Raw genomic sequence first — 23,907 nt, 5'->3', positions numbered from 1 at the left:
CGGGTCACCTGTCCTGAGAGTGGAGGGCGTGCGCCATGGCTGAAGACATCATTCTGGATGACCTCACATTCGACGCGATTCAAGACGTCGCTGATCACTCGCGCGGGAGGCCGCAGACACGGATCCGGCTGTCGTGTTCGACGCAGACTCAGAACACTGACCCACCGGCTGCGTGGCAGCACGAGTTTGAGATTGCGCCGGGCGTCCTGGTCCTCTCAGGTCACGGCGATGGCATGCACATGTTGCTGGGTGAAAAGGCACTGTGCGGCGCGGCGGCGGATGCAAAGAACCAGCCGGGCGGTTGTGCCCAGGGACAGCGGTGCCGAAAGGCGCGAGCGGTGCAGGATGTGGTCTACGCCGCAGAGCTGCGCGGGGATGTCGCGTTCCTACTCTCGTGCAACAGCCTGAACGTGGCCGGTCAGCTCGGCTCACCGGACGTCAGCATCGCGCGAGCCTTGATTAACGCGGGGTTCAATCACGTCATCGGCTCAGCGCGTCAAGTTGCATTCGAAGAGTCGCACGTACGGCTCGTCCAGCATCTATGGAACGAAGACACCCCTCTCGCGGATGTTGTCGCTGCGCTCAATTCCTTGGAGGGCGTCGAGAACGGATACGTCATCCTCGCGCTCGATGAGGATCCAACAGCAATCACCGAACCGACAGAATTACCTGCCCCCGAGCGCGGTCACGAGACGCCGCCTATTCCTTCAGCACTTCCCCACAGCGAGTACGCAGAGGTGGAGTACACGTTCAGCACGATCCTTGCAGCGAAACGGGTCGCCGCGATCCACGCAAAACCCCTCGAAGAGGTCCTGACGCGCCAGCTGAAGCTCATCGACGCGATGCGTGGGATCCTCGTTCGCCAACATATGTCGGGCACAGGGGCATTCCAGGATGTCGCCACACGCATCCGCATCGCCCTCAATGGCGGTTGGGATGATGCGGTGTCGGCGGGACTCCTCGGTGGTGTGGGGTCGTCATTCGGGGACCTGCTTCAAGGCGCACTGCTGCAGGGCAACGCCCCCAACCCGCAGTCGTCTGAATCAACCCGTCAAACATGTTCGGCGTGCGGGGGGCGAGTACGGCTCAATCGCGCTGCTTTGGTGAGTGGGCACGGGATCGAGACCGAATGGTGCACCGGCTGCGGGGTACGGCGAGTGTCCACAGCAGGGCGAGAGATCGAGCCAACACTCAACTTTCCGCGCACTGTCCGGGCAGGGGAGAGCGTCACCGCACTTGCGAGCGGTCTGAGCGAGAACACCCTGTTGCACTTGCAGCTGCGAGACAAGTCACGGAATGCGCCTGTCATCGAGACACGCGACGTCGTGAACGATCTCGAGTATTCGCGTTCGTTCGCTTTGCCGATCGACGCAGGTCCCGATATCGGCTCCATCCGTGCCGTGGTGTTCCAGGGATCTCGCGTCACATATTTGCGGCGCGTTTTCATCGTCGAAAGAGGGGGATCGAGTGATCACTGAGGAATCGATTTCGGGATTGCGACGAGACTCGCGAACGAACTCGCGGCTGAGGTTCGGTGTCCCGAACCAAGGGCGGTTGTTGAACCAGGTTCGGGCCGCTCTGGCGTTCTCCGAATGGACTCAGGACACCCGGTGCCTGAACTTCGCGGCAGGGGACGTGGAAGCGGTTCTTGCGCGCTCGACTGATTTGCCGCGCCTTGTTGCCGCCGGCGTGCTCGACGGTTGTATCACCGGCCGCGACTATGTCGTCGAGGCGGGCGTTGAGGAGCGCCTCGAGGAGGTGCTGGACCTCGATTTCCAGGCAACCAACATCTGCGTCGTGGCGCGCAGCTCGGAACCTGCACCGCTCGCGCGGGATCGATTGACCGTGGTCAGCCAGTACCCCGCTATCGCGCGGAGGTGGCTGGATGAAAGATCGCAGCAGGGACTGATCGATAACGCGACGTTCGTCGCCATTGACGGCGCAGCTGAGATGTACGTTCGCAGTGGCCTCGCAGATCTCGCGATCGATGCCGTCATGACGGGCCGTTCGCTCAGGGACAACGACATGGTGGTCGTCGAAACACTGTTCGCAAGCACAGGCCGTGTGTACTCGCGTGGCGAACGCCTCCTTGGCGCGAAGAAGCATGGGCTTCTCTCTGCCCTTGCGTCAACCCTCGCGGATGGCACGTCGTGAAGGTCATCGTCCTCGCGGGAGGGCAGGGGCGGAGGTTGACGACGGCGCTACCTGGGCACAAGGCTCTCGCGCAACTCGCAGGGCGGCCTCTGATCTCGCACGTGCTCGATGAAGTTGGGGAGAGCGCCGATATGGAGTCCTACGTCGTCGTCCCCGTTGGGCTTCGAGCCGAGTTCGTTGCGTCCGGCGCAGTGCAAGGGGCTCACGTCGTCGAGACCTCGGCAACAACTCCCACCGGCGCGATAGTTCCCCTCATCGAGCATGGCGATCTGGTCGTCCTCGTGCACGCTGACGAGATCTGCGTTGGCAGTCCGGCCGTGGTCTACGCGCACGCTGTCGGGCGTGCTGGTGCTCCCGTGGTCGGAGTGACGGCAGGGAAGGTCGACCGCGAGACCAGACTGACAGTACGGTCGACCGCGTCGGTGGAGGTCGCAGAAGACGGCCGGCTCGATGATGGGTTCACGAGCAAGCCTCGCTACATCGGACGGTTCGCTGTCCAGGTGGACGACGCCCTACTCGACGCCCTTCCTCGATACCCCAGCATCCTTCAAGCTCTGCTGTCGGGTCGTGAGAGCATCGCCGAGCTCACGCTCCCGAAGCGATACTTCGACTGCGGCAGTGATGCTCTGCTCGATGCGTCGCAGAGCCGATTCGAAGGAGCGCTATGAGTGGCGCGATGAAGGATCTCTTCGCGAGCAATCGGAGCTTCCGGCACGTCTGGTTCAGTCAGCTGTCCGGAATGCTCGGCGCATCGATCATGACGGTGTCGGCTGGAATCGCAGTCCTCGCGTACGGCGGATCCGCTGCGGTCATCGCAACAATTCTCGCGGGCAGGTCGATCGGGCTGTTCATCGGCTATTTGACTCTCGGCGGGCTGACAGCATTCTTCTCGTCGAAGCGACTGATGATCCTCACCGATGTCGTGCGAGTCGTCAGCACGGCCACCGTGGCTTTCGGGATCGTCACCGGCGCGTTCTGGATCTCGGCTCTGGCGGTCATTCTGACGGGCCTGTGCGAGTCGGTGTTCACACCGGCATCACGTGCGCTTCTTCCGCTCGTCGTCGGAAAGGCGGACCTGTTGACCGCCAATGGCATGAGCGCCGTCACCCGTAACGCGATGGCTGTCGCGGGCCCGGCAGTAGCCGGGGGCATGCTGCTCCTCGTGGATCCGATTCTCGGAGTGCTTATCAACTGCGTGTGCTTCGCATTGAGCGCACTTGCACTCGTCGGAGTCCCAGATCTGACGCGCGACGGCGGTCGCCTGCCGTTGACACCACGAGGCTACTGGAGCAGCCTCAAGGACGGCGCTCATGCGGTTAGGTCCACGCCCTGGGTGTGGATGTTCACCCTCGCCGGCGGACTACAGATGTTCCTTGTCGTCGGAGCCTGGAGCGTGCTGTTGCCGGTGGCCTCGGTGCAGACTGGCTGGGGCGACAGTGCATACGGTGTGGTCCTCGCCGTGTACGCGGCCGGCGGACTCATCGGGGGGCTGGTGGCCGTACGCATCCGCCGCCATGCTGCCGTGGCGGGCGCAGTATCGATCGCGCTCTTCAGCCTCGCGCCTCTCGGTCTCGTCCAGGATTCGTTCGCGATCTGTCTCATCCTCGTCTTTGCCGGAGGTGCAGCTCTCCAAGTGGGCAACGTGCTTTACGACACCCTGTTCCAACAGCACGTATCCCCAGAGATGATCGGCAGGGTGAGCGCCCTGATGATGCTTCCATCGACCGCAGTTCTTCCCCTGTCGTACCTGATCGTGGGAGTCGCAGCTGATCTCGTCGGCGCGGACTCGGTCCTGCTCATCGGCGGCGTCAGCGCCGCCTTCGTGATGGCCGGGTTCGCCCTCCTCTCGCCCATTCGCAGATTGGAGCTCGTCAAAGATGAGCAGAATGTTTGACTCCAGCACGATCTCCGGGGACGGCGGGATCGTTCTCGAACCGATCGGTCCTATTCACGCGCAGGGATGTTCGAAGCCTGTCAGGACGAAGAGATTCATAGGTGGCTTCCTCTTCCGCGCCCGTACACGCGAGAGTTGGCGGAGGAGTGGTGCCAGAGCGGCGCAGAGATGTACCGACGGGGCGGACAAGGCATCCACTACGCGATACTCGACTCCGGAGTATTCGCGGGTTCCATCTCTGTGAGGAACGTCCGTTGGCGAGAAGGGATTCTGGAACTTGGCTACTGGGTAGCACCGCAGGCTCGCGGAACAGGAGTTGCATCGCGCGCAGTACGGGCGCTGTCACTCGGCGCTTTCGCGAACGGATTCGAGCGGGTAGAGCTTCGGATCGCCCCCTTGAACGAGCGCTCCATCTCCGTTGCCGAACGGACCGGATTCACTCTCGAGGGTCAGCTTCGATCGGCCGGTATCACTCACCATGGCAGGGTTGATCTTCTGGTGTTCTCGCTTCTCATGACCGACGTCTTCCATTAGGGACCTCCGATGACCAGCCTCACCGACCGCACGCGCGCCATGTTCTCGATCGAGATCGACCTCGGAGACCACTTCGAATCCGCAACAACTCGGGTCCTCCACGAAGGTCACGCCGTGAAGGTGTACGAGCGCTCGAGTCCGAGATCCTTGCTTGCAGACAGCATTCGCTTCATGATCGCGGAACGAGTGATGCAACTCGAGGTACGTTTCAGAGGGGCCACGTATCTCTGGCTGCCGGGTGCATACCAACTGACGTTGGACGCCTTCAGATTCCTTGCGTGCCTCGAGCAGGAGAACCTCAGCGTGACGTCAGCGCTCGACGCTGGCTGCGGCTGCGGGGTTATCGGTGTCGGGCTCGCTCACCTCGCCGCACCACGACGGTTGCAACTGCTCGATGTGAATATGGAAGTGCTCGCAAACGCCGAAGCTAACACTGCACAGATCGGCGATGAGACGGCGGTCGAGCTGAGGCACGCAGAGTTCTCGCCCTCAGCCCTCGAAGAGCGCTTCGACGTCATCGTCAGCAATCCTCCGTACTTCCCGAGCGGGGCAATCGCAGTGCCTGCCGGACGAGTGACGATGACGGATGAGTTCAACCTGACTGAAGCGTTGATCCGCGGATTCGAAGCGCGGACCAACCTTCTCTACTTCACGTTCTCCGAAGTCTTGGGGACCGAGATCCGTGAAGCGGTCGATGCCGCAGGTTTCTCGGACTATTTCGAAGTGGTCGACAGTTGGGAAGCACCGATACCTCGGAGCATCGTGTCGGATCTACTCGAGGACAGATTCGATGTGATATTAGGTAACCAGGACGAACTGCGCCATCGCGTTTCCGTGGGAAGGCTGCGTCAATAGCCCTGTCTAGAGCTACGCTTCGCGGACACAGAAGCTCCCGCCGCACTCTCGGTCGGAAGCGACGAGGAGTGCGACGGGAGCGAACCCGTGAGGCGCGGGTCAGAGGTACGAGCCGTCGGGCTGAGGGAAGAAGCCGATGTGGCTGTAGAACACGCTGAACGACAACAGGATCCACAACAGACCGAGGCACCACGCGAACACGGCGAAGATCCGCGCGACCCACCTGCTCTCGAGAAGGAACGGTGCGAGTACCGCGGTCACGCCGGTACCGATGTAGAGCACCATCATCAGAAGCGGCTCGAGCAGGCTGCCGGCCATGAGGCGTGCGAGCGGCTCGATGTCGGGTGGCCGCCACATGCCGAAGTGCATCCCGCCGATGCCGATGAGCACGAGACCGAAACCCCCGATCGCGCCCACGAAGAGCAGCGGTCGGAGCGCCGCGAACATGGCATCAGGGCCCACGTCGACGCCGTTCTTGTCGGCATGCGCCTTCGTGCGGAGAACGATCAGGCCGGCGATGAACGTGAGGAGGCCGTAGAGCGCGGCAGGTTCACCGAAAGTGAAGTTGTCGACCTTGCAGCAGAACGCACCGTCGACCTGGGCGAGCGGCCACGTGAGCATCATGAAGAAGCCAGTGACACCGAGGAAGAAGCCCGCAGCGATGAACGTGTATCCCCATCCCACCATCGATGCGTGATCGGCGCGCTGCACAGCGCGCATGAACAGGGGTATGAGGAGAATGATCGCGCCGGCGACCAGCGCCATGGTGGTGTTGAACGTGATTCCCTGAAGCAACATGGCTACTCCGCACCGCCCTTGAGGAGCTCACGCAGCGACATCGCGGCGATCACGATCGTGAAGCCGACGCACAGGGTCGCGATCGAGAGATCCTGCCCGACGCTCCCTGTCGCTGTGACCCAGAACACGACGGCGATGATGACGGCCAATGCCAAGACGCCGAGCGCGACCCTGGGCAGCGACGCCACCCATCGATCCGCTCGTGTGCGGACGGCAGCGTCCTGTTCTTGCAGTGTTACATCCAAAATAATACCTACCTTCATGACAGAGTGTAGCCTGCCCACGCGCAGGCGCGCCTGAAGGTGGTTCTGCGGAGCTCGGGGTCAGTTCTGCATCGCGATCTGCTGCCCGGTGACGAGGGGGTACGCGACGAGGTCGGCGGCATCGAGGTCTTCCCGGTGCATGTCCACCCCGGTGATCTGACTGTTCTCGTACGTCGTGTAGTAGTAGATGCCCTTGTCGGTGTTGCAGCACGAGGAGTAGATCGTGATCTCGTACTTCTCCTCGTCGCCGACCTGCACGCACCCGCGCTGCTGGGCGACGGAGCCGAGGATCTGGAAGAACTGGCTGATCGACTCCGACTCCGAGGTGCCGCACACGGAGTTCATGCGCGTGAACACGGCCTTCACGAAGCGCGACGACGACGAGAGGTCCCCTGGCAGCCCGATCCCGCCCATGCCGCGACTGTAGAGGTCGAGGGGAACCTCGGGCGCGAACGTGTTCTCCGGCTGCCGGTTCGACAGGTGCGAGAAGTCGTTCAGCCGGAAGCTCTGGATGTCGAACGTGGGGTTGTTCGTGAGCACGCCCCACGGGTTGTCGTACACCTTGAGTCCTCCGCGCACGCTCTCCACCGTGATCGACGCGGTCTTGTCGGCGATGATCCAGTGCAGCGGAGACAGGGGGAACTCGGCGCTGAAGTCGATGTCGACCAGGCTCACCGAACGCAGCGCGTCTTTCACCTGCGCGACGGTCTCGAACTGCCCGAGCACCCACGGGATGAACTCGAACGGAGTGATCTCGGTTCCCCCCGAACCCTCCGGCGGGTAGTACGCGTTCTCCGGGAAGTTGAGTCCGGCCATGCCGAGGCCTCGCTCGTTCGCCGCGTCGTAATACAGCGGATAGCCGTCCGCGATCGTCGCGATGCCGATGATCGCGTGATGCGTCGTCAGCGACGGGAGGCGCCGGAACGGGAACACGAAGTTCCTCGGGGTGACGGTGACCGTCTCGTGATACGAGAACTCCAGATCGAGATTCCTCCCGAAATAATGGTCGGCGGTGGTGAAGCTCAGTCCTGTGCACATGGTTCTCTCCCGTTCCGGGGCCCGGTCAGGTCCGCGAGTGGGGGCCATGCTTCCATGTTCCCCTTCGGAGCAGAAGGGGGTGGGAACGACGAAGGAGGGCCCCGGTGCGGGAGACCCCTCCTGTTAGGCTGATTATCTAGCTTTATTCAGTCTTCATAAAGCATGGTAAGAAACCTAAGGACCACACATGGACAGCGTGCTCAACCCTTACACACCGAACGCCGGCGCATCGCCCGACATCGTCGTCGGTCGAGATGAGCAGACGCAAGCATTCACCACCCTTCTGCGGCGGCTCGCGCGGGGGAGGACGCACCAGTCCATGATCATCACCGGCCTTCGAGGAGTCGGGAAGACCGTTCTCCTCAACGAATTCGGAGACATCGCCCGAGGCGAGCATTGGGAGGTTCTCGAGATCGAGGCGAGCAAGCATGATGACACTCGTTTCCGCCAATCGATGGCCTCGTTGCTCAAGGCCGCGCTTCTGCGTCTCTCGCCCCGCGTGAAGTGGACTGATCGAGCGCGACGTGCTGCAGCCGTCGTTTCGTCGTTCGCGCTGTCCGTCGATCAGCAGGGCGCGTGGTCGCTGTCATGGGACATCGAACCCGAAGAGGGCCTGGCCGACCACGGTGACCTGGCCATGGACCTAACCGATGTGCTGGTCGCCATCGGCGAGATTGCTCAGGAGCGCGAACGGGGCATCGCCATACTGATCGACGAGGTCCAGTTCCTCAGCCCGAAGCAGCTCGAAGCTCTCATTCAGGCCGTCCACAAGACAGTGCAACGAAAATTGCCCATCACCTTCGTGGGCGCGGGCCTACCCCAGATCGCAGAGCTCGCGGGCGACGCGAAATCGTACGCCGAGCGGCTGTTCCAGTTCCCCAAGATCGACTCTCTGGAGGACGAGGACGCGCGCCAGGCGCTCATCGAACCAGCTCGAGCCGAAGGGGTGGACTTTGAGAGCGACGCCGTGGCGCTCGCGCTCGAGATTTCCCAGGGGTACCCGTACTTCATCCAGGAGCTCGGGTTCCAGGTGTGGGAGATCGCGGAACAGTCACCGATCACGCGGTTGGACGTAGAGACTGCTCAGGAAGGCTACGAAGCAAAGCTCGACAGCTCCTTTTTCCGAGTCAGGCTCGACCGCGCGACTCCCCTGCAGACCGCCTACATGCGGGCCATGGCGGAACTCGGACCCGAGCCTCAGAAGGCTTCCGAAGTGGCGAGGGTTATGGGCCGAGAATCCACCCAACTCGGGCCAACGAGGGCCGAATTGATCGACATGGGTCTCCTCTACACACCAGAGCATGGATACGCTGCATTCACCGTCCCGGACTTTGACAAGTTCATGAAGCGAGCCGTGCCCACGCTGGTCGTTCCTGAACTGCAGAAAAGAAACCGCAAGGCGACGACGGACGGATGAACGACGAAGGAGGGCCCCCGGTGCGGGAGACCCTCCTTCGTGAAGGTGGAGCGGTGTCAGCTGGTGACGGTCCAGTCGAACTGGTCACCGTACTGCTTCAGCCACTCGTCGACGGCATCCGCTTCCTTGCCCTCGCCGAATTCGTTGACCACGAGGTCCTCGAGCGCGCCGTACTGCTCGTCGTCGAGCTTGATCTGCTCGATCAGCTCGGCCGCCTCGGGGAACTCCTCCGCGAAACCCTTGTGACCGAGGAAGTGCGGGCCCTCGGCCTCGCCCATCGCGCCCTTCGGGTCTTCGAGGTCCTTCACGGGGAAGGCGTCGTTGGCCCAGAACGGACGCCACAGCGTGACGACGACGTCATCGTCGATCCGGAATCTCAGACGTTAGCGGTGGAGGACATTGACGTCAGCATCCAAATGCCTGGCGAAATTACAGAATCGGTTGTGGACGTATCCCAAGTCCCGGAGGTCTTGCTCTCTGCGACCGGCCCCGCCCTGCTGAGCACAAATCACGATTCAACACTCATCAGCAGCTACGCAACAGACGACGGGGTGCAGACCCTCATCCAGATTCCGGACGCATCCGCCCCGAGTGAGTATCGCTTCCCCCTCAATCTGCCCGTGGGCGGACAAGCCGCTCTCTTTGACGACGGATCCGTGGTCATCTCCGATGGCGCTGGAGTCGCCACCGGCGGGTTTCGGGCACCGTGGGCTGTCGACGCAAACGGTGATTCCATCCCGACATCGTTCCGCATAGAAGGCACAACCCTTATCCAAACGGTCGCCATCGATGCGGACACTGTTTTTCCCGTAACTGCTGACCCTGATCTCGGTACAGAGTGGTGGGGATACTACGTACAACTCACGCGTGCCGAGACAAAGAAGGCAGCCTCCGTGATCGCGAACAATCAGGGGGCAGGAGTACTCGCCGGCGTGGCCTGTGGAGCGCTTCCCGGGCCCGCTGCGCTGGGATGTGGTGCGGCGATCGCCCTGGCTTATTTCGCACTCATCGACCCGATCAACCGGGCGAACACCGCGGGAAAGTGTGTGGTGATCAACTACCCTTGGCTTGCGTTGTCCAACCCGCCCATCGGGTGGACATCGATCAACGCGACGACCGTGAATTGCAGGCGATGATGGAATCCTTTGCGAGCAGGCTCGTGATCAACTCGCTGATCGCGTTGTTCATCCTTGTGGTCCCCCTGTTCTCTGGGAACCCCATCACGTGGTGGAACATCGGGGGAGCTGTCGCGGTCATCGTCGTGACGTTCATCACCCGCACGTGGTACCCCGACAAGAACAAGCGGCGGGGCGATCCCCCACAGTAACTCGTCCTAGGGCGGGAACACGCCGATGGGCGGAGGCTCCGTAAGGAACACTCCGCCCATCGGGGAGACGTCCGCCCGTCAGCTGGTGACGGTCCAGTCGAACTGGTCACCGTACTGCTTCAGCCACTCGTCGACGGCATCCGCTTCCTTGCCCTCGCCGAATTCGTTGACCACGAGGTCCTCGAGCGCGCCGTACTGCTCGTCGTCGAGCTTGATCTGCTCGATCAGCTCGGCCGCCTCGGGGAACTCCTCCGCGAAACCCTTGTGACCGAGGAAGTGCAGGCCCTCGGCCTCGCCCATCGCGCCCTTCGGGTCTTCGAGGTCCTTCACGGGGAAGGCGTCGTTGGCCCAGAACGGACGCCACAGCGTGACGACGATGTCCTCCTGCTTGTCGGTCGCGGTCTTCAGCTCGGTGAGCATAGCCGCGGTCGACGAGGTGACGAGTTCGTACTCGCTGTCGAGCCCGTACTCCGGCATCATCTTCTGCGTCTGAGCCGTGAGACCCGCGCCCGGCTCGATGCCGTAGATCTTGCCGTCGAAGTCGGCGCCCTTGCCCACGAGATCCTCGATCGAGGTCAGGTCGGAGTACTCCGGCACCGCGAGCGTCAGCTTGGCGTTCTCGTAGTATGCGCCGAGGTCTTCGATGTCGTCGCCGTACGTCTTCATGTACTCGGCGTGGGTGAGCTCGGGCCAGGCCGAGGGGTACATGTCGACATCACCCTGCGCGAGACCGGTGTACAGCGGGCCCGCCTCGGTGAGCGTCTTCATCTCGACCGTGTAGCCGATCTTCTCGAGCTGGTCCTGCAGCAGGTACGCCGTGCTCAGGCCGTCGGTCCACGAGGGCAGGAAGCCCAGGGTGATCGTGCCCTTGTCTTCGGCGCTGCTGTCGCCGCCGCCCGTGCCACCGGCGCCGTCGCTGCTGCAACCGGCGAGGGTGAGCGCTGCTGCGGCGCCGAGTGCGGTGAGTGCCAGGATCTTCTTCTTCATGTGATTTCTCTCTCTCGGTTCCGTATGGGTGTTGTTCCGTAGGGGTGAAGCTCTCAGTGCACGCCGCCGCCGATGGGTGCGCGACGCGGCGAGGCCTTGACCCGCTCCGCTTCGCTCGCGGCATCCTGCTGCTCGATGACCTCGGGGTGGGGGCGGATGCTGCTCCACCACCACCGCCGCGCGGCGTGCGGCGACGCTCGATCATGCCGAGCAGCGACGAGCGGTTCTCGCCCGGCGCTCCCAGTGCCGCGGTGACGCGGTCGAGGAAGACGGCGATCAGCACGACGCCGAGGCCGGCCTCGACGCCCTTGGGGATGTTGATCGTCGAGATCGCCTCGACCACCATCTTCCCGAGGCCGTCTGCACCCGCCATCGGCGATGACCGCCATGGACAGCGCGAGCATGATGACCTGGTTGACACCGGCCATGATGGTCGGCATCGCGAGCGGCAGCTGGATGCCGCGCAGGATCTGTCCCGGCTTGGCGCCGAACGCCTGTCCGGCCTCGACCGTCTCGGAGTCGACGCCACGGATGCCGAGCTCGGTCAGTCGCACCCCGGAGGCAGCGCGAAGATCACGGTGGCGACGAGTCCGGGCACCACGCCGATGCCGAAGAACACGATCGCGGGGATCAGGTACACGAAGGCCGGCATCGTCTGCATGAAGTCGAGCACCGGCTTCAGCACCGCGCGCACGGTCGCGTTGCGCGCCGACCAGATGCCCAGCGGCACGGCGATCAGCACCGCGATGATGGCGGCGACGAGCACGAGCGCCAGGGTCTGCATCGCGGGGACCCACAGGTCCATCCCGACGATCAGCCCGAACGACACGACCGTTCCGATCGCGAGCTGCCACGAGCGCACGAGCCAGGCGATGAGCGCGGCGATCACGATGATGACCGCGAAGCTCGGCGCCAGCAGGAGGGATGTGAGTCCGTCGACGAGGAAGCTCATCACGAACGAGATCACGTCGAGCAGACCGTCGAGGTTGTCCTTGACCCAGTCGACGACAGACTCGATCCAGGTTCCGACGGGGATGCGGAAGCCGTCCATCAGCGCACCTCCTCCGTGGTCGAGGCGTCGGCCGGGTCGGCCGTCCACCCGTCATCCAGCACCGCATCGATCTCGGCCTGCGGCATCGGCATGAGCGGCAGCGTGATCTCCTCGGTCGCACCGGGACCGGGGCCCAGGGCGGCCAGCAGCGTCACGCGCGGGATCACGCCCACCAGGCGACCGTCGGCATCCGTGACAGCGAGCGGAAGCGGCGACTCGACGGCGGGGACGAACAGGTTCATCAGCACCTCGTCCTCACGCACGCTCTGCAGCACGGGCTTGAGGATCGAGTCGAGGGTGGTCGCGCCGTTGCGCACGAGCTTGACCGCGTCGCGGTCGGTCACCACGCCCACGAGCTGGCGGTCGCGCCCGACCACGTAGGTGGCCGACATGTACGCGTCGCGCATCTGGCGGAGGGCCGTGCGGGGACCTGCGGTGTGCGGCACGACGGGGCGCGGGCGCTCCATCACGTTCGCCGCGGTGAGCACGCGGGCGCGGTCGACGTCCTGCACGAACTGCTCGACGTAGTCGTTGGCCGGATCCATCAGGATGTCCTCCGGCGTGCCGATCTGCACGATACGGCCGTCGCGCATCACGGCGATGCGGTCACCGAGGAACATGGCTTCGTTGAGGTCGTGCGTGATGAACACGATCGTCTTCTGGAGCTTCTGCTGCAGTTCGAGCAGCTGCTCCTGCATCTCCCGACGGATCAGGGGGTCGAGTGCGCTGAACGCCTCGTCCATCAGCAGGATGTCGCTGTCGGCCGCGAGCGCACGGGCGATGCCGACGCGCTGCTGCATGCCGCCGGAGAGCTCGGAGGGGAGCTTGTCGCCCTGCCCCTCGAGGCCGACCAGTGCGAGGATCTCCTCCGCCTTCGCCAGACGCTCCGCCTTGGGCGTGCCCTTGAGCTCGAGCGGATAGGCGACGTTCGCGGCGACAGAGCGGTGCGGCAGCAGCGCGAAGTGCTGGAACACCATCGAGATGCGGTCGCGACGGATCTCGCGGAGCCGCGACGACGGGATGCCGGTGATGGGGTCGCCGTTCACGGTGACGGTGCCCGAGGTGACCTCGTGCAGCCCGTTGAGCATGCGGATGATGGTGGACTTGCCCGATCCGGACAACCCCATGATGACGAAGATCTCCCCGCGGTTCACGGTGAAGCTGGCGTCGATGACCGCGGCGGTACCGGCATCCGCGACGGCGGCTCGGCTCTCACCGGCCTTCAATCGGCGGACGGCGGTGCTCGGGTTCTTGCCGAACACCTTGTACAGATTGCGCGCTTCGAGAGCGATTTCGGACACGTTTCCCCTGCGGCTCGCCTTCGGGTGGCTGAGCCTGCTTCGGTCACGTCCGGGTGACGCTCTCGAGGCCGTTCGACATGTCTGCTGTGGCGGCACGGACGGCGGATTTCGGATCCACCGCGATAGAGCATCGACCGTACGTCCACGCCTCTTCGCAGCACAGCTCATCGAAAGAAGGACGTGGTCGCGGACTGGTCTTCGGGCCGTCAGGCCCACGTTCCAACGTAACGAAATGGCCGATCAGGGGCAAATCCTGGCCGTCGAACATACTCGAGTTTCCGCGGCTGACCGGGGAATTGGTCTCCTTCCCCTCGCCTCGCTCTCGCCCCCTCACGCACCCACCAGGCAAGGGGTCAAGACACGCCGCGCGCGAGCGCGCACATGCGGCGTTTCCTGACCCCCCGAGAGGGAGCGTCAGTGCCGGGTGCTCCGCGACACCGTGAACTTCGGGGTGCGGTGCAGCTGTTCGGTCGGACCGATCAGGCGGGTCAGTTCCGGGCGGTAAGCGAGCGACGAGTTGTAGACCGTGAAGAGCTCTCCACCGGGGCGGAGAACACGCGCGGCAGCCTCGAACAGGCGCGTCGCGGCTCCCGTGTGCACACTCGTGCCGAGGTGGAACGGCGGATTCAGGAGCACGACGTCCACGCTCGCGTCCGGGATCTCGGATGCCGCATCGTCGTGTGTGACCGAGACGCGGTCGGCGACCCCGTTGGCTTCCGCCGTCGCCCGGGTGGAGGCCACCGCAGCCGCCGAGCGATCGGTCGCGGTGACCTGCGCCTCGGGGTGCGCGAGCGCGTATGAGACGGCGAGCGCACCGGTGCCGCAGCCGAGGTCGAGCACGCGGCTCGCCTGGTCGCCGTTCACAACTCCGGAAGAACCGCCGTTCTCCGGCCCGTTCTCGAGGAGTTGTGAACCACCGAGACCGAGCACCTCGAGCAGCACCCGCGTGCCGATGTCGAGACGGACGCCGGCGAAGGCGCCCCCGTGCGCGACCAGAGTCAGCCCATCGTGCCGTGCGGTCACCGGAAACGGCGGCTCGGCGGGCGCCGGGCGCGGGTCGGAGGCGACGATCAACCGCGACTTCCGCTCAGCGCGCTGTGCCTGGACATTCGCGAAGCTGCGCCCGAGCACGTCATTCTGTGCGAGGGTCATGTGCTTCACCCGCCCTCCCGCGACGAGCACCACGTCGGGAGCTGCCCAGCGGCTCACGGCATCGGCGATCTCCTCGAGTTCCGCGAGCGACTTCGGCAACTGCAGCAGCACGAGGCGCGCCGCGGAGAGCAGGTCCGCGTCGAGCTCATGGGAGTGAAAGCCGGACAGTCCGAGCTCGTCGGCGTTGCGCGCGAGAGCACGACGCCCTGTCGCGAGGTCCTGATGCACACGGATACCGCTTCGCTCCGCGGCCGTGAGCGCCAGAGTGATCGCGCCGTACTCGTCGCCGATCACCACGGTCTCGGCGCCTGCGACGTCGAACGCGAGCGCCCGTTCGACGAGCAGCAGATCGGTGGCGTCATACGCCTGGAGATTCTCCGCCTCGACGTCGGGCCAGCGGCGCAGGCGGCTGTAGGGGAACTCCGGCACCAGCCCACTGTACGCGGGCGCCGTAAGGATTTCGCATGCGTTGTTTTTTCCCGATTCACAACTTTGTGAATCGGGCGTACGCTCCCGCGCATGACCACCGTCATCTCCACCCAGGATCTCACCAAGCACTACGGGCATGTCCACGCCCTCGACGGGCTCGACCTCATCGTCGAGCCCGGTCAGGTCCACGGTTTCCTCGGCCCGAACGGCGCGGGCAAGTCGACCACGATCCGCATCCTCCTCGGTCTCGCACGCCGCACCTCGGGCGAGGCGACCGTCTTCGGCGAAGACCCCTGGAGCCATGCCGTCGACCTGCACCGACGCATCGCCTACGTCCCCGGCGACGTCAGCGTCTGGCCGAACCTGTCCGGAGGTGAGGCCGTCGACCTGCTCGCCCGGCTGCGCGGCGCTCGCACGAAAGACGCCACCTACCAGCACGAGAAGAAGCGACTGATGGACGCGTTCCAGTTCGATCCGCGCAAGAAGGGCCGCGCGTACTCGAAGGGCAACCGGCAGAAGGTCGCCCTGATCGCGGCGTTCGCCGTTCCCGCCGACCTCTACATCCTCGACGAGCCCACCAGCGGCCTCGATCCCCTGATGGCGGTCATCTTCCAGCGCGAAGTGGCCCGTGCACACGCGAACGGCGCGACCGTGCTGCTGTCGAGCCACATCATGAGCGAGGTCGAGCAGTTGTGCGACCGGGTGTCGATCATCCGCGCCGGCCGCATCGTCGAATCCGGCACGCTCACGGAGCTGCGACACCTCACGCGCAGCGACGTGTCGTTCACCCCCGCCGGAGCCACCCTCGAGCAGGTCGCCCGCATCGCCGACGTGCACGACCCCGAGCAGCAGGGCGACCGCATCCGCCTCGCCGTCGACAGCGACCGCACTGCCACAGTGCTCCCCGCGCTCGCCGCCCTCGGCATCACCGACCTGCGCGTCGCCCCACCCTCGCTCGAAGAACTCTTCCTGCGCCACTACGGCGACGACCTCGCGACACTCGAAGCCGCGGAAGACGGCGGGACGGATGACGCGGAACCCGCCACCCGCCGCGAGCGTCGCGCCCTGAAGGGTCGCGCGTGATGACCGCATTCGGCATCCTCCTGCGGCAGAGACTGCGGCGAGACCGACTGCAGCTGATGCTGTGGGTCGTCGGCACCGCACTGATGGCCTTCGCCGGGTACGCCGGGGTCACCCAGTCGTACTCCACGCTCGCCGACCGGCAGAACATCCTCGCCGCGGCCCTGGCGAACCCCGTGATCCTGATGTTCCGCGGACTGCCATCCGGCACCTCGGAGGGCGCGTTCCTGGCGTTCGAGGTGCTGCCGTGGCTGGCGCTGCTCGCCGCACTCATGAGCACCTTCCTCGCCGTGCGCCACACCCGCGGAGACGAGGAGGCGGGTCGTGCCGAACTCGTGTGGGCCACCCCCGCCGGTCGCCGACTGCCGACCGTCGCGACCCTCGTGCACGGCCTCGTCGCGAACGTCGTCCTCGCCGCGCTCACCGCTCTCGCCCTGCTCGCAACCGGCCTTCCGGCGGCAGGGTCGCTCCTCTCCGGCGCCGCAGCGGGTGCGTGCGGTATCGCCTTCCTGGGGATCGGGCTGCTCGCGGCACAGCTCATGCGCACCTCGCGCGGGGCGAACTCCCTCACGGTATGGGTGCTCGTCGCGACGTTCCTGATCCGCGGTATCGGCAATGCGGCAGGGACCCCGAGCGACGACCTCACGAGCATGGTGAGCGCGTGGCCGGCGTGGCTCTCGCCATTCGGATGGGCCGAGCAGACGCGCCCCTACGACGCCGACCTCGCCTGGCCGATGCTGCTCGGGCTGGCGTTCGGGCTCGTGCTCGCCGCGGCGTCCATCGCCCTGCAGTCGCTGCGTGACATCGACGCGAGTTTCGTGGCGGAGCGCCGCGGGCGGGTGTCGGCACGACCCGCTCTGGCTTCGCCGCACGCCCTGGTGTGGCGTCTCACGTCGGGCTCGATCATCGGCTGGGCGGTCGGCGGTGCGATCACCGGCATCCTCGCCACGACCCTGGGCGGTCTGGTCGACCAGATCTCGGGAGAGAACCCGGCCGTGGCCGAGATCCTGACCAAGATCGGCGGTGCGACGGGTGGCCTCGACGAGGTCGTGGTGACGGTCTTCTTCACGCTGCTCGGCATCCTCGCCGCATGCTGTGCCGTGCAGACCGTCGTCCGGGCACGGCAGGAAGAGGCGCACGGAACCGCCGAGGCCGTGCTCGCGGCCCCGGTCGGACGCGTGCGCTGGCTCGCAGACTTCGTGGTCGTGGGTGTCGTCGCAGTGCTGATCGTCGTCGGCGCGGCGGTGCTGGCGGGGTGGATCGGCGTGTGGTCGAACGACGGCGACGAGTCGCTGTACCGCATCGTCGCGGTCGCGGGACTCGGGCAGGCGGTCGCGGCGGCCGTGTTCGCGGTGCTGACGGCTCTGGTGTTCGTACTGATCCCCCGTGCGACGACGGCGGTCGCCTGGAGTCTCGTACTGCTCGCCGCCATGTTCGGGATGTTCGGGCCGCTGTTCGGCCTGCCGGAATGGAGCGCGAATCTCTCTCCGTTCGCGGTCACTCCGGTAGTGGATGGGAGTGGTGTCGACGTGCGCGGGCTGTGGTGGCTGGTGCTGGCGCTCGCCTCGGGAGGTGCCGCCGCCCTCACCTTGATGCGACGGCGTGAGCTGGCGTCCGGCGCCTGAGGACGAGAAGATGCGAGACGACAGCAGCGACCGCGACGTGATCGACGCCGCAGACGACCTCGACTCGTCGTCCGACCACCGCGGGGTGGAGCCCGCCGAACAGGCCGCCGCCATGATGACCGCCGCGGGGATGGCGCGGATGCCGGCGCGGGTGATGATGGCCCTGGTCGCCGCGCCAGAGGGCGGGTACACGGCCGCTCAGCTCGGCGAACGGCTCGGCGTCTCTGCCGCGGCCGTCTCCGGTGCGGTGCGGTACCTGCAGCAGCTGCACTTCATCCAGCGGCGCTCCCGTCCTGGCGACCGTCGTGACCGCTACGAGTTCGTGCACGATCCGTTCTACGCGTCCATCGTGGGGAACATGCCGGTGTACTCGCGGTTGTCCGAGTACATCGACGCCATCGCCGCCGAGCAGTCCGAAGACGACGGCGCCCGCGAACGCGCAGAGGAGCTCGCGGAGTTCTTCCGCTTCCTCTCGGTGCGGATGCTGCAGATCGTCGAGGACTGGCGCGACCTCCGCCGCGACGCCTGACCCCTCCCCCTCGGCCCCGTCCCGCCCCCGGTTCGTGCTCTCGCGGGTCACCTGTCGGGCGATCGCACGGATGTCGGGCCGTTCGGCTCGTTTCCTCTCGCCGTCCGTTCGCCCTCCCGACACCCGGCCCGCTGACGACCGGGGGAGATCAGGGGTTGACACGCGTCCGGGTTCCATGGTTACTTAGTCGAGTAAGTAACCCACTAACCAACCGGAGGACTCGTGATCGAAGAAGGCAAGCCGCTCTTCCTCCAGATCGCCGAGCAGATCGAGGACTCGATCCTCGACCGCTCGCTCGCGGAGGAGACCCAGGCTCCTTCCACAAACGAACTGGCCGCGTTCTACCGGATCAATCCCGCCACCGCAGCGAAGGGAGTCGCCATGCTCACCGACAAGGGAGTGCTGTACAAGCGCCGGGGCATCGGCATGTTCGTCGCCGAGGGTGCGAGGGAGGTGCTCCTCGGCGAGCGCCGCGCACTGTTCGCCGACCGGTACATCGATCCGCTCCTCGCCGAGGCCCGCACACTCGGGCTCGGCGCCGACGACCTCGCGGCGCTGCTCAGGCAGCGCGCCGCACAGACCATCGACACAGAAGGGAAGACCCCCGCATGACCGCTGTCATCGAGGTGCAGAACCTCAGCAAGCGCTACAAGGAGAAGCGAGCGCTCGACAACGTGTCCCTCGCCATCGAAGGAGGCGCGATCTACGGCCTCCTCGGCCGCAACGGCGCCGGCAAGACGACACTCATGTCGATCCTCACGGCCCAGAACTTCGAGTCCTCCGGCACCATCAAGGTGTTCGGGGAGCACCCATACGAGAACGCGCACGTCCTCAGCCGGATCTGCTTCGTCCGAGAGAGCCAGAAGTACCCGGACGACGCGTACCCCAAGCACGCGTTCAAGGCCGCGAGCCTGTTCTTCCCGAACTGGGACCAGGCACTCGCCGACGACCTCATCGACGAGTTCCAGCTGCCGATGAAGCAGACGATCAAGAAGCTCTCGCGCGGTCAGCTCTCCGCCGTCGGAGTGATCATCGGGCTCGCCTCACGCGCCGAGATCACCTTCTTCGACGAGCCCTACCTCGGCCTCGACGCGGTCGCCCGCCAGATCTTCTACGACCGCCTCGTCGAGGACTACGCCGAGCACCCGCGCACGGTCATCCTCTCGTCGCACCTGATCGACGAGGTGTCGAACCTCATCGAGAAGGTCATCGTGATCGACAACGGCCAAATCCTCCTGAACGAAGACACGGATGCCGTCCGCGACCGTGCCGTCACGGTCGTCGGAGACGCCGCCAAGGTCGACGCCTGGGTCGAGGGCCGCGAGGTGCTGCACCGCGAGGCGCTCGGACGGGTGGCATCGGTCACGGTCCTCGGCACGGTGTCGGCGGAAGAGCGCGCGGAGATCACGGCATCCGGTCTCGATCTGGCGCCCGTGTCGCTCCAACAGCTCGTCGTCCGACTCACGCAGAAGACCGACGCGCACGCCACCAGAGACGCCGCGACGAAAGAGGAGGCCCGCTGATGCGACGCACATTCAACGTCATCCGCCTGCAGCTGATCAACAAGGGCACGTTCGTCTGGTATCCGTTGATCATCCTCGCCGCAGCCGTCGTCATCTCGGTCATCATCTACGCGATGATCCCGGTCGACACCCCCAAATACGGCGGAGGCGGTCAGGCTCCGCTGTGGTACTTCTTCGCGGTCGGCATGTCGGCGATGACGCTCACCTTCCCGTTCTCGCAGGCCATGAGCATCACCCGCAGGGAGTTCTTCTTCGGGACGCTGCTGACGGCGATCCTCGGCAGCGCGCTCATGGGCATCCTGTTCCTGATCGGCGGCGGCATCGAGGTCGCCACGAACGGCTACGGCGTGAACGGCTACGTGTTCTACCTGCCGTGGCTGTGGGATGCCGGACCCTTCGGTGCCTTCGTGGTGTACTTCACCCTCGCCCTGTTCTTCTTCGTGCTCGGCTTCACCGGCGCGACGATCTACAAGAGCTGGGGCCAGCTCGTGCTCATGATCGTGAGCATCGGACTCTCGCTGGTGCTGATCGGACTCGTGTTCCTGGCGACGCGCCTCGACCTGTGGAATCACGTCGGCGCGGCGATCATGGACCTGGGTGCTCTCGGGCTCGCCCTCTGGGGCCTTCTGCTCACGGCGATCTTCACGGGCGTCTCGTTCCTCGCGTTCCGTCGGACGATCCCCTGACCCCCACCGCATCACCCGCCGATGCCGCGGCCGCACCCCCGTGCGGCCGCGGCATCCGTCGTTCCGAGCCGGCCGCGCCCGTGCTCTCTAGCGGTCGGGTTCGGCGCAGGCAACCCGGTTTCCGCCGAATGCGACCGCGACTACGCTCGGTGCGCGTGAAGGTCTCTCCCCGCCTCGAGGCTCGCCGTTCAGGTGTCGCCCGCGCCCTGCACGAGGCCGTCCTCCCGGCGCGGCTGCTGCTGGTGGCGAAGACGATGCTCGCCGTCGGGCTGGCCTGGGCGATCGCCCCGCACATGCCGGGCGTCACCGACGACTACCCCTATTACGCTCCGCTCGGCGCCCTCGTGAGCATGTATCCCACGCTGATGGGCTCGGCGAAGTCGAGCCTGCAGACGCTGCTCGGCCTCGCAGCCGGGATCGGTCTCGCCACGCTGATCGTGCTCACCGTCGGTCCGACGTGGTGGTCGATCCCCCTGGTCGTGGGGCTGGGCGTTCTCGTCTCGGGAACGGGCTGGTTCGGCGTCGGACGAGAATACGTGCCGATGGCTGCGCTGTTCGTGCTGATCATCGGCGGCCAGAACGCCGACGACTATTCGCTGGGCTACCTCACGCAGATGGCGGTCGGGGTCGTCGTCGGACTCGTGGTGAACCTGCTGATCGCCCCCGCCCCGCTGACCGCCGTCGCGGCCGCGAGGATCGAGGCGTTCCGGGCGCGACTGAGCGCGCACCTGCACGACATCGGCGACGCGGTGTCGGAGTCATGGCCGCCCGAGCACGAGCAGTGGGTGGACGATGCGGCCTCATTGGCCGAGACGACCATGTCGCTGCGGACGGCTCTCACCGACGCGGACGAGCAGGCGCGGCAATCCGCGTGCGGGGGCGCCGTGCCGAGACCGGCCACATCCACGACGAGCTTGCGAGCCTCGACCGGATCGCCCACCTCATCAGAGACATCTCGGACGCCACGGCCGACACCATCTGGGACCGACCGGGCGCGCTGGCCCTCGACCCTGCCCTGCCGGAACCGCTGTCCGCAGCCTGCCACGCGGTCGCCGAGGTGATCGCCGACGACGACCCCTCCTCGCCGGCGGGGCACCGGCGACGAGGCGAGGCGGCACGTGCCATCCGGCTGCTCGTCGAACGTGTCGACGACCGTACGATCGATGCACGGCGATCCCTGGGTCCTGGCGTGCTGATCGCGATGCACCTGCGCCGCATCCTCATCCTCAGCTCACCGCCGTCGACCCCGGCAGGCGAAGACGAGTAGTCGGGTCAGATGGTGTCGTCGCCGGCGACGAGGTCCATCTGCCAATAGCGGCCGGTGGGATCCGCGTCGTCGTGGGCGTCGTCGGCGGCGCTCAGCACGTCGTTGATCCGCACCATCACCTCGTCGAATTCGGCCTCGGTCAGTCGGATCGTGCGCTGCGTGAAGGCGGCGTGCACCTCGGCCGTGCGCCCGGCCACGTACTCCGGCGTCCACGCCAGCACGCGGCGGAGCAGTTCCTGATGGTCTTCGACCAGCGCTGCGACCACCGCGACTCCGAGCGCTTCATCGGCGACCGGGCTCTCCGGTCCGCCGACGTTGAGCGCCCCTTGCGACCGGTCCACACGCGGTCACGACGGTCACGCGCCTTGTCGGCCGCCTCTTCGATGAGCCCCGCGTCCGCGAGGGCGCGCAGGTGGAAGCTGGCGCTGTTGGCCGGCACTCCGAGCTCCGTGGCGATGTCGGCGGCGCGGAGGAACTCCCGTCGGGAGAACAGTCGGAGCATCTGGCGCCGGAGCGGATGCGAGTAGGCCTTGAGCATGGCCGAGGTCATCCATACCGGGTCGTCGCTCGTGCCCTTCCGGCCGTCCTCCGTCATGTGCCGATCCTACCCGCAGGAAGAATTGCGCAACTCCACTTGCGCAATTGTTCTTGCGCATCTAGTCTCGTCGCATGACCACCGTGACGGAGCCCCATCGCCTGTGGCGCAACACCCGATACCTCACCTGGCTCGTGAGCGACACCAGCAAGGGGCTCGCGTCGGCGCTCTTCGGTTTCGCGATCCCGCTCCTCGCCCTCATCGTCACGAACGATCCGGCTCAGGCCGGCATCATCGGCGGCGCGGGCATGGTCGTACGCCTGCTCACCACGTTGGCGGGGGGCATCCTCGCCGACCGGCATCGACGCATCGCCCTGATGCTCCTCGGCTCGCTCATCGGCATCGTGCTCGCCGGGGCTTCACCCTGCTCGCCCTCGGCGATGCCATGACCTTCGCCTCGCTGCTGGTGATCGACGTCCTCCTCGCCGCGCGGAGCGGACTCTTCGACGTCGCCGGCGAGAGCGCGATCAAAGAGCTCGTCCCCGACGATGCGATGGGACGCGCGCAGGCGGCGAACCAGGGACGCGACGCCGCACTCCAGCTCGCCGGCGGTCCGCTCGGCGGACTCCTGCTGGGCGTCGGCGGGTGGCTCGTGGGCGTCGCGATGACGGCCTGCCATCTGATCGCCGCCGTGACGGCATGGATGCTGGGGCGCCAGGCGCGACGCGCGGGAGTCGTCGACACCGGTGCGGTCGAGGACGAGGACGAACACGTGGCCGACATCCCGGCGGCCGTCGCGCCCGACGCGTGGCGTGAGCTCCGGGAGGGGTTCCGTTGGCTGCTCGGTCGCCGCGATCTCGGCGGCGTGATGCTCATCATCACCATCATCAACCTCGGCTTCAACGCCGCGATCACCACGGTCATCTACGCCCTGCAGCAGGACGGACACTCCGAGCTCCTGATCGGCACGCTCAGCGCGGTGCTCGGCGCGGTGATGCTCGTCGGCGCCCTGTTCGCACCGCTCCTGGTGCCGCGGATCAGGGCCGGCATCCTGGCGATCCTCGGCCTGTCGGTGGTCTCGATCGGAGCGGTGGTGCTGTCGGTGGTCTCAGAGCCCTGGGCGATCGGGGTGGTGCTCGGAGGGTCGGTGCTGCTGCTTCCGGCACTCAACGCCGGCATGATGGGCTACTTCATGGTCGCGACGCCGTCGCACCTGCTCGGTCGCGCCAACAGCGCCATGGGCGTCCTGGGTATGGGGGCGATGCCCCTGGCTCCGCTCATCGCGGGGTTCGGACTCACCTGGATCGGACGCGAAGGGACCCTTCTGCTCTGCGCGGCCCTCTGCATCCTCGCCGCCGTGCTCGCCATCTGCAACCGCGCGCTGCGCGCTCTTCCGGTCGAATCGCGCTGGGCGGAGCACGCGAAGCAGTTCGAGAACGACTGACTCCCTCACGTCGGATCC

At 65.8% G+C, this 23,907-nt stretch carries 26 protein-coding genes and 3 pseudogenes; 18 read left to right on the top strand and 11 right to left on the bottom strand.

From position 1 onward, the window contains the following. Positions 1-35 precede the first annotated feature (35 nt). From G4G29_RS00765 to G4G29_RS00750, 4 genes are read left to right on the top strand one after another with little or no spacing between them, the layout of a single operon-like run. Positions 36-1,478 (top strand): hypothetical protein, encoded by a 1,443-nt coding sequence (locus tag G4G29_RS00765; RefSeq protein ID WP_183151489.1) that lies wholly within the window; start codon positions 36-38, stop codon positions 1,476-1,478. Next, positions 1,468-2,154 carry an ATP phosphoribosyltransferase gene (hisG, locus tag G4G29_RS00760; RefSeq protein WP_183151488.1) on the top strand — a complete coding sequence of 229 codons (687 nt, stop codon included), beginning with the start codon at positions 1,468-1,470 and terminating at the stop codon, positions 2,152-2,154. The genes G4G29_RS00765 and hisG overlap by 11 nt, the downstream gene beginning before the upstream one ends. Next, positions 2,151-2,822, top strand: a complete 672-nt coding sequence (locus G4G29_RS00755; RefSeq protein ID WP_183151487.1) for an NTP transferase domain-containing protein — start codon at positions 2,151-2,153, stop codon at positions 2,820-2,822. The genes hisG and G4G29_RS00755 overlap by 4 nt, the downstream gene beginning before the upstream one ends. After that, positions 2,819-4,048 carry an MFS transporter gene (locus tag G4G29_RS00750; protein ID WP_345941136.1) on the top strand — a complete coding sequence of 410 codons (1,230 nt, stop codon included), beginning with the start codon at positions 2,819-2,821 and terminating at the stop codon, positions 4,046-4,048. The genes G4G29_RS00755 and G4G29_RS00750 overlap by 4 nt, the downstream gene beginning before the upstream one ends. A 342-nt stretch (positions 4,049-4,390) precedes the next feature. Here G4G29_RS00750 and G4G29_RS20950 read toward each other — a convergent pair whose 3' ends face one another. Then, positions 4,391-4,579, bottom strand: a complete 189-nt coding sequence (locus tag G4G29_RS20950; RefSeq protein WP_244632293.1) for a hypothetical protein — start codon at positions 4,577-4,579, stop codon at positions 4,391-4,393. A 12-nt stretch (positions 4,580-4,591) separates the two neighbouring features. Between G4G29_RS20950 and G4G29_RS00740 the strand changes: the two genes are divergently transcribed. Further along, a complete protein-coding gene (locus tag G4G29_RS00740) occupies positions 4,592-5,437 on the top strand; it encodes a methyltransferase (RefSeq protein ID WP_183151484.1) in 846 nt (281 codons plus the stop codon). A 99-nt stretch (positions 5,438-5,536) separates the two neighbouring features. Here the strand turns inward: G4G29_RS00740 and G4G29_RS00735 are convergent, their stop codons facing one another. The 3 genes from G4G29_RS00735 to bsh form a co-directional block, all read right to left on the bottom strand. Continuing rightward, positions 5,537-6,235 carry a DUF981 family protein gene (locus G4G29_RS00735; RefSeq protein ID WP_183151483.1) on the bottom strand — a complete coding sequence of 233 codons (699 nt, stop codon included), beginning with the start codon at positions 6,233-6,235 and terminating at the stop codon, positions 5,537-5,539. Positions 6,236-6,237: 2 nt separating this feature from the next. Beyond that, positions 6,238-6,423 (bottom strand): hypothetical protein, encoded by a 186-nt coding sequence (locus tag G4G29_RS00730; protein WP_183151482.1) that lies wholly within the window; start codon positions 6,421-6,423, stop codon positions 6,238-6,240. A 135-nt stretch (positions 6,424-6,558) separates the two neighbouring features. After that, the gene (gene bsh, locus G4G29_RS00725) at positions 6,559-7,536 is read right to left on the bottom strand and encodes a choloylglycine hydrolase (protein WP_183151481.1); all 978 of its coding nucleotides are present in this window, start codon (positions 7,534-7,536) and stop codon (positions 6,559-6,561) included. Between the two features lie 187 nt (positions 7,537-7,723). Here bsh and G4G29_RS00720 point away from each other — a divergent pair, with 187 nt between their 5' ends. Next, on the top strand, positions 7,724-8,953 hold the full coding sequence (locus tag G4G29_RS00720; RefSeq protein ID WP_183151480.1) for an ATP-binding protein: 1,230 nt from the start codon (positions 7,724-7,726) through the stop codon (positions 8,951-8,953). A gap of 56 nt (positions 8,954-9,009) precedes the next feature. On the opposite strand, the pseudogene G4G29_RS00715 reads toward G4G29_RS00720, so the two are convergent. Further along, positions 9,010-9,315 (bottom strand): annotated as a pseudogene (locus G4G29_RS00715) (glycine betaine ABC transporter substrate-binding protein); the annotation flags it as partial. Between the two features lie 27 nt (positions 9,316-9,342). On the opposite strand from G4G29_RS00715, the gene G4G29_RS00710 reads away from it, so the two are divergent. Next, positions 9,343-10,089, top strand: a complete 747-nt coding sequence (locus G4G29_RS00710) for a hypothetical protein (RefSeq protein WP_183151479.1) — start codon at positions 9,343-9,345, stop codon at positions 10,087-10,089. Continuing rightward, positions 10,086-10,280 (top strand): hypothetical protein, encoded by a 195-nt coding sequence (locus G4G29_RS00705; protein WP_202045455.1) that lies wholly within the window; start codon positions 10,086-10,088, stop codon positions 10,278-10,280. The genes G4G29_RS00710 and G4G29_RS00705 overlap by 4 nt, the downstream gene beginning before the upstream one ends. A 78-nt stretch (positions 10,281-10,358) precedes the next feature. Here G4G29_RS00705 and G4G29_RS00700 read toward each other — a convergent pair whose 3' ends face one another. From G4G29_RS00700 to G4G29_RS00685, 4 genes and pseudogenes are all read right to left on the bottom strand, one after another. After that, positions 10,359-11,267, bottom strand: coding sequence for a glycine betaine ABC transporter substrate-binding protein (locus G4G29_RS00700; protein WP_183151478.1), 909 nt, complete (start codon positions 11,265-11,267; stop codon positions 10,359-10,361). A 184-nt stretch (positions 11,268-11,451) separates the two neighbouring features. Next, positions 11,452-12,318: pseudogene (locus G4G29_RS00695) on the bottom strand (proline/glycine betaine ABC transporter permease); the annotation flags it as partial. Next, on the bottom strand, positions 12,318-13,619 hold the full coding sequence (locus tag G4G29_RS00690) for a glycine betaine/L-proline ABC transporter ATP-binding protein (RefSeq protein ID WP_183151477.1): 1,302 nt from the start codon (positions 13,617-13,619) through the stop codon (positions 12,318-12,320). The pseudogene G4G29_RS00695 and the gene G4G29_RS00690, both read right to left, overlap by 1 nt. A 414-nt stretch (positions 13,620-14,033) precedes the next feature. Further along, positions 14,034-15,200, bottom strand: a complete 1,167-nt coding sequence (locus tag G4G29_RS00685) for a methyltransferase (RefSeq protein WP_244632636.1) — start codon at positions 15,198-15,200, stop codon at positions 14,034-14,036. 90 nt (positions 15,201-15,290) lie between these two features. Between G4G29_RS00685 and G4G29_RS00680 the strand changes: the two genes are divergently transcribed. The 8 genes from G4G29_RS00680 (at position 15,291) to G4G29_RS20945 (ending at position 21,910) form a co-directional block, all read left to right on the top strand. Then, a complete protein-coding gene (locus tag G4G29_RS00680; protein WP_183151475.1) occupies positions 15,291-16,283 on the top strand; it encodes an ABC transporter ATP-binding protein in 993 nt (330 codons plus the stop codon). Next, the gene (locus G4G29_RS00675) at positions 16,283-17,905 is read left to right on the top strand and encodes a polyketide antibiotic transporter (protein ID WP_183152718.1); all 1,623 of its coding nucleotides are present in this window, start codon (positions 16,283-16,285) and stop codon (positions 17,903-17,905) included. The genes G4G29_RS00680 and G4G29_RS00675 overlap by 1 nt, the downstream gene beginning before the upstream one ends. A 10-nt stretch (positions 17,906-17,915) precedes the next feature. Further along, positions 17,916-18,434, top strand: coding sequence for a MarR family transcriptional regulator (locus G4G29_RS00670; protein ID WP_183151474.1), 519 nt, complete (start codon positions 17,916-17,918; stop codon positions 18,432-18,434). A gap of 222 nt (positions 18,435-18,656) precedes the next feature. Then, positions 18,657-19,046: a GntR family transcriptional regulator gene (locus G4G29_RS00665; RefSeq protein WP_183151473.1), complete on the top strand. Its 390-nt coding sequence runs from the start codon at positions 18,657-18,659 to the stop codon at positions 19,044-19,046. Next, a complete protein-coding gene (locus tag G4G29_RS00660) occupies positions 19,043-19,957 on the top strand; it encodes an ABC transporter ATP-binding protein (protein ID WP_183151472.1) in 915 nt (304 codons plus the stop codon). Before G4G29_RS00665 ends, G4G29_RS00660 begins: the two co-directional genes overlap by 4 nt. Then, on the top strand, positions 19,957-20,643 hold the full coding sequence (locus G4G29_RS00655) for a hypothetical protein (protein ID WP_183151471.1): 687 nt from the start codon (positions 19,957-19,959) through the stop codon (positions 20,641-20,643). The genes G4G29_RS00660 and G4G29_RS00655 overlap by 1 nt, the downstream gene beginning before the upstream one ends. Before the next feature lie 155 nt (positions 20,644-20,798). Continuing rightward, on the top strand, positions 20,799-21,704 hold the full coding sequence (locus G4G29_RS00650; RefSeq protein WP_244632292.1) for an aromatic acid exporter family protein: 906 nt from the start codon (positions 20,799-20,801) through the stop codon (positions 21,702-21,704). Further along, the gene (locus G4G29_RS20945; RefSeq protein ID WP_244632291.1) at positions 21,701-21,910 is read left to right on the top strand and encodes a hypothetical protein; all 210 of its coding nucleotides are present in this window, start codon (positions 21,701-21,703) and stop codon (positions 21,908-21,910) included. Before G4G29_RS00650 ends, G4G29_RS20945 begins: the two co-directional genes overlap by 4 nt. A 5-nt stretch (positions 21,911-21,915) precedes the next feature. Here G4G29_RS20945 and G4G29_RS20940 read toward each other — a convergent pair whose 3' ends face one another. Both G4G29_RS20940 and G4G29_RS20935 read right to left on the bottom strand, forming a co-directional pair. Further along, entirely contained in the window at positions 21,916-22,251 is a 336-nt protein-coding gene (locus tag G4G29_RS20940) for a hypothetical protein (RefSeq protein WP_244632669.1), read from the bottom strand. 95 nt (positions 22,252-22,346) lie between these two features. Next, positions 22,347-22,412 (bottom strand): annotated as a pseudogene (locus tag G4G29_RS20935) (ArsR family transcriptional regulator); the annotation flags it as partial. A gap of 167 nt (positions 22,413-22,579) precedes the next feature. On the opposite strand from G4G29_RS20935, the gene G4G29_RS20930 reads away from it, so the two are divergent. Further along, positions 22,580-22,894, top strand: coding sequence for a hypothetical protein (locus G4G29_RS20930; protein WP_244632290.1), 315 nt, complete (start codon positions 22,580-22,582; stop codon positions 22,892-22,894). After that, positions 22,891-23,889, top strand: coding sequence for an MFS transporter (locus tag G4G29_RS00640; RefSeq protein WP_244632289.1), 999 nt, complete (start codon positions 22,891-22,893; stop codon positions 23,887-23,889). The genes G4G29_RS20930 and G4G29_RS00640 overlap by 4 nt, the downstream gene beginning before the upstream one ends. The last annotated feature ends 18 nt before the right edge of the window (positions 23,890-23,907 follow it).

The organism is Microbacterium sp. Se63.02b (genome assembly GCF_014171575.1).
Taxonomy (GTDB): domain Bacteria; phylum Actinomycetota; class Actinomycetes; order Actinomycetales; family Microbacteriaceae; genus Microbacterium.
The sequence above is the reverse complement of the archived record's forward strand: the minus strand, read 5'-3'. Positions and strand labels throughout refer to the sequence as shown.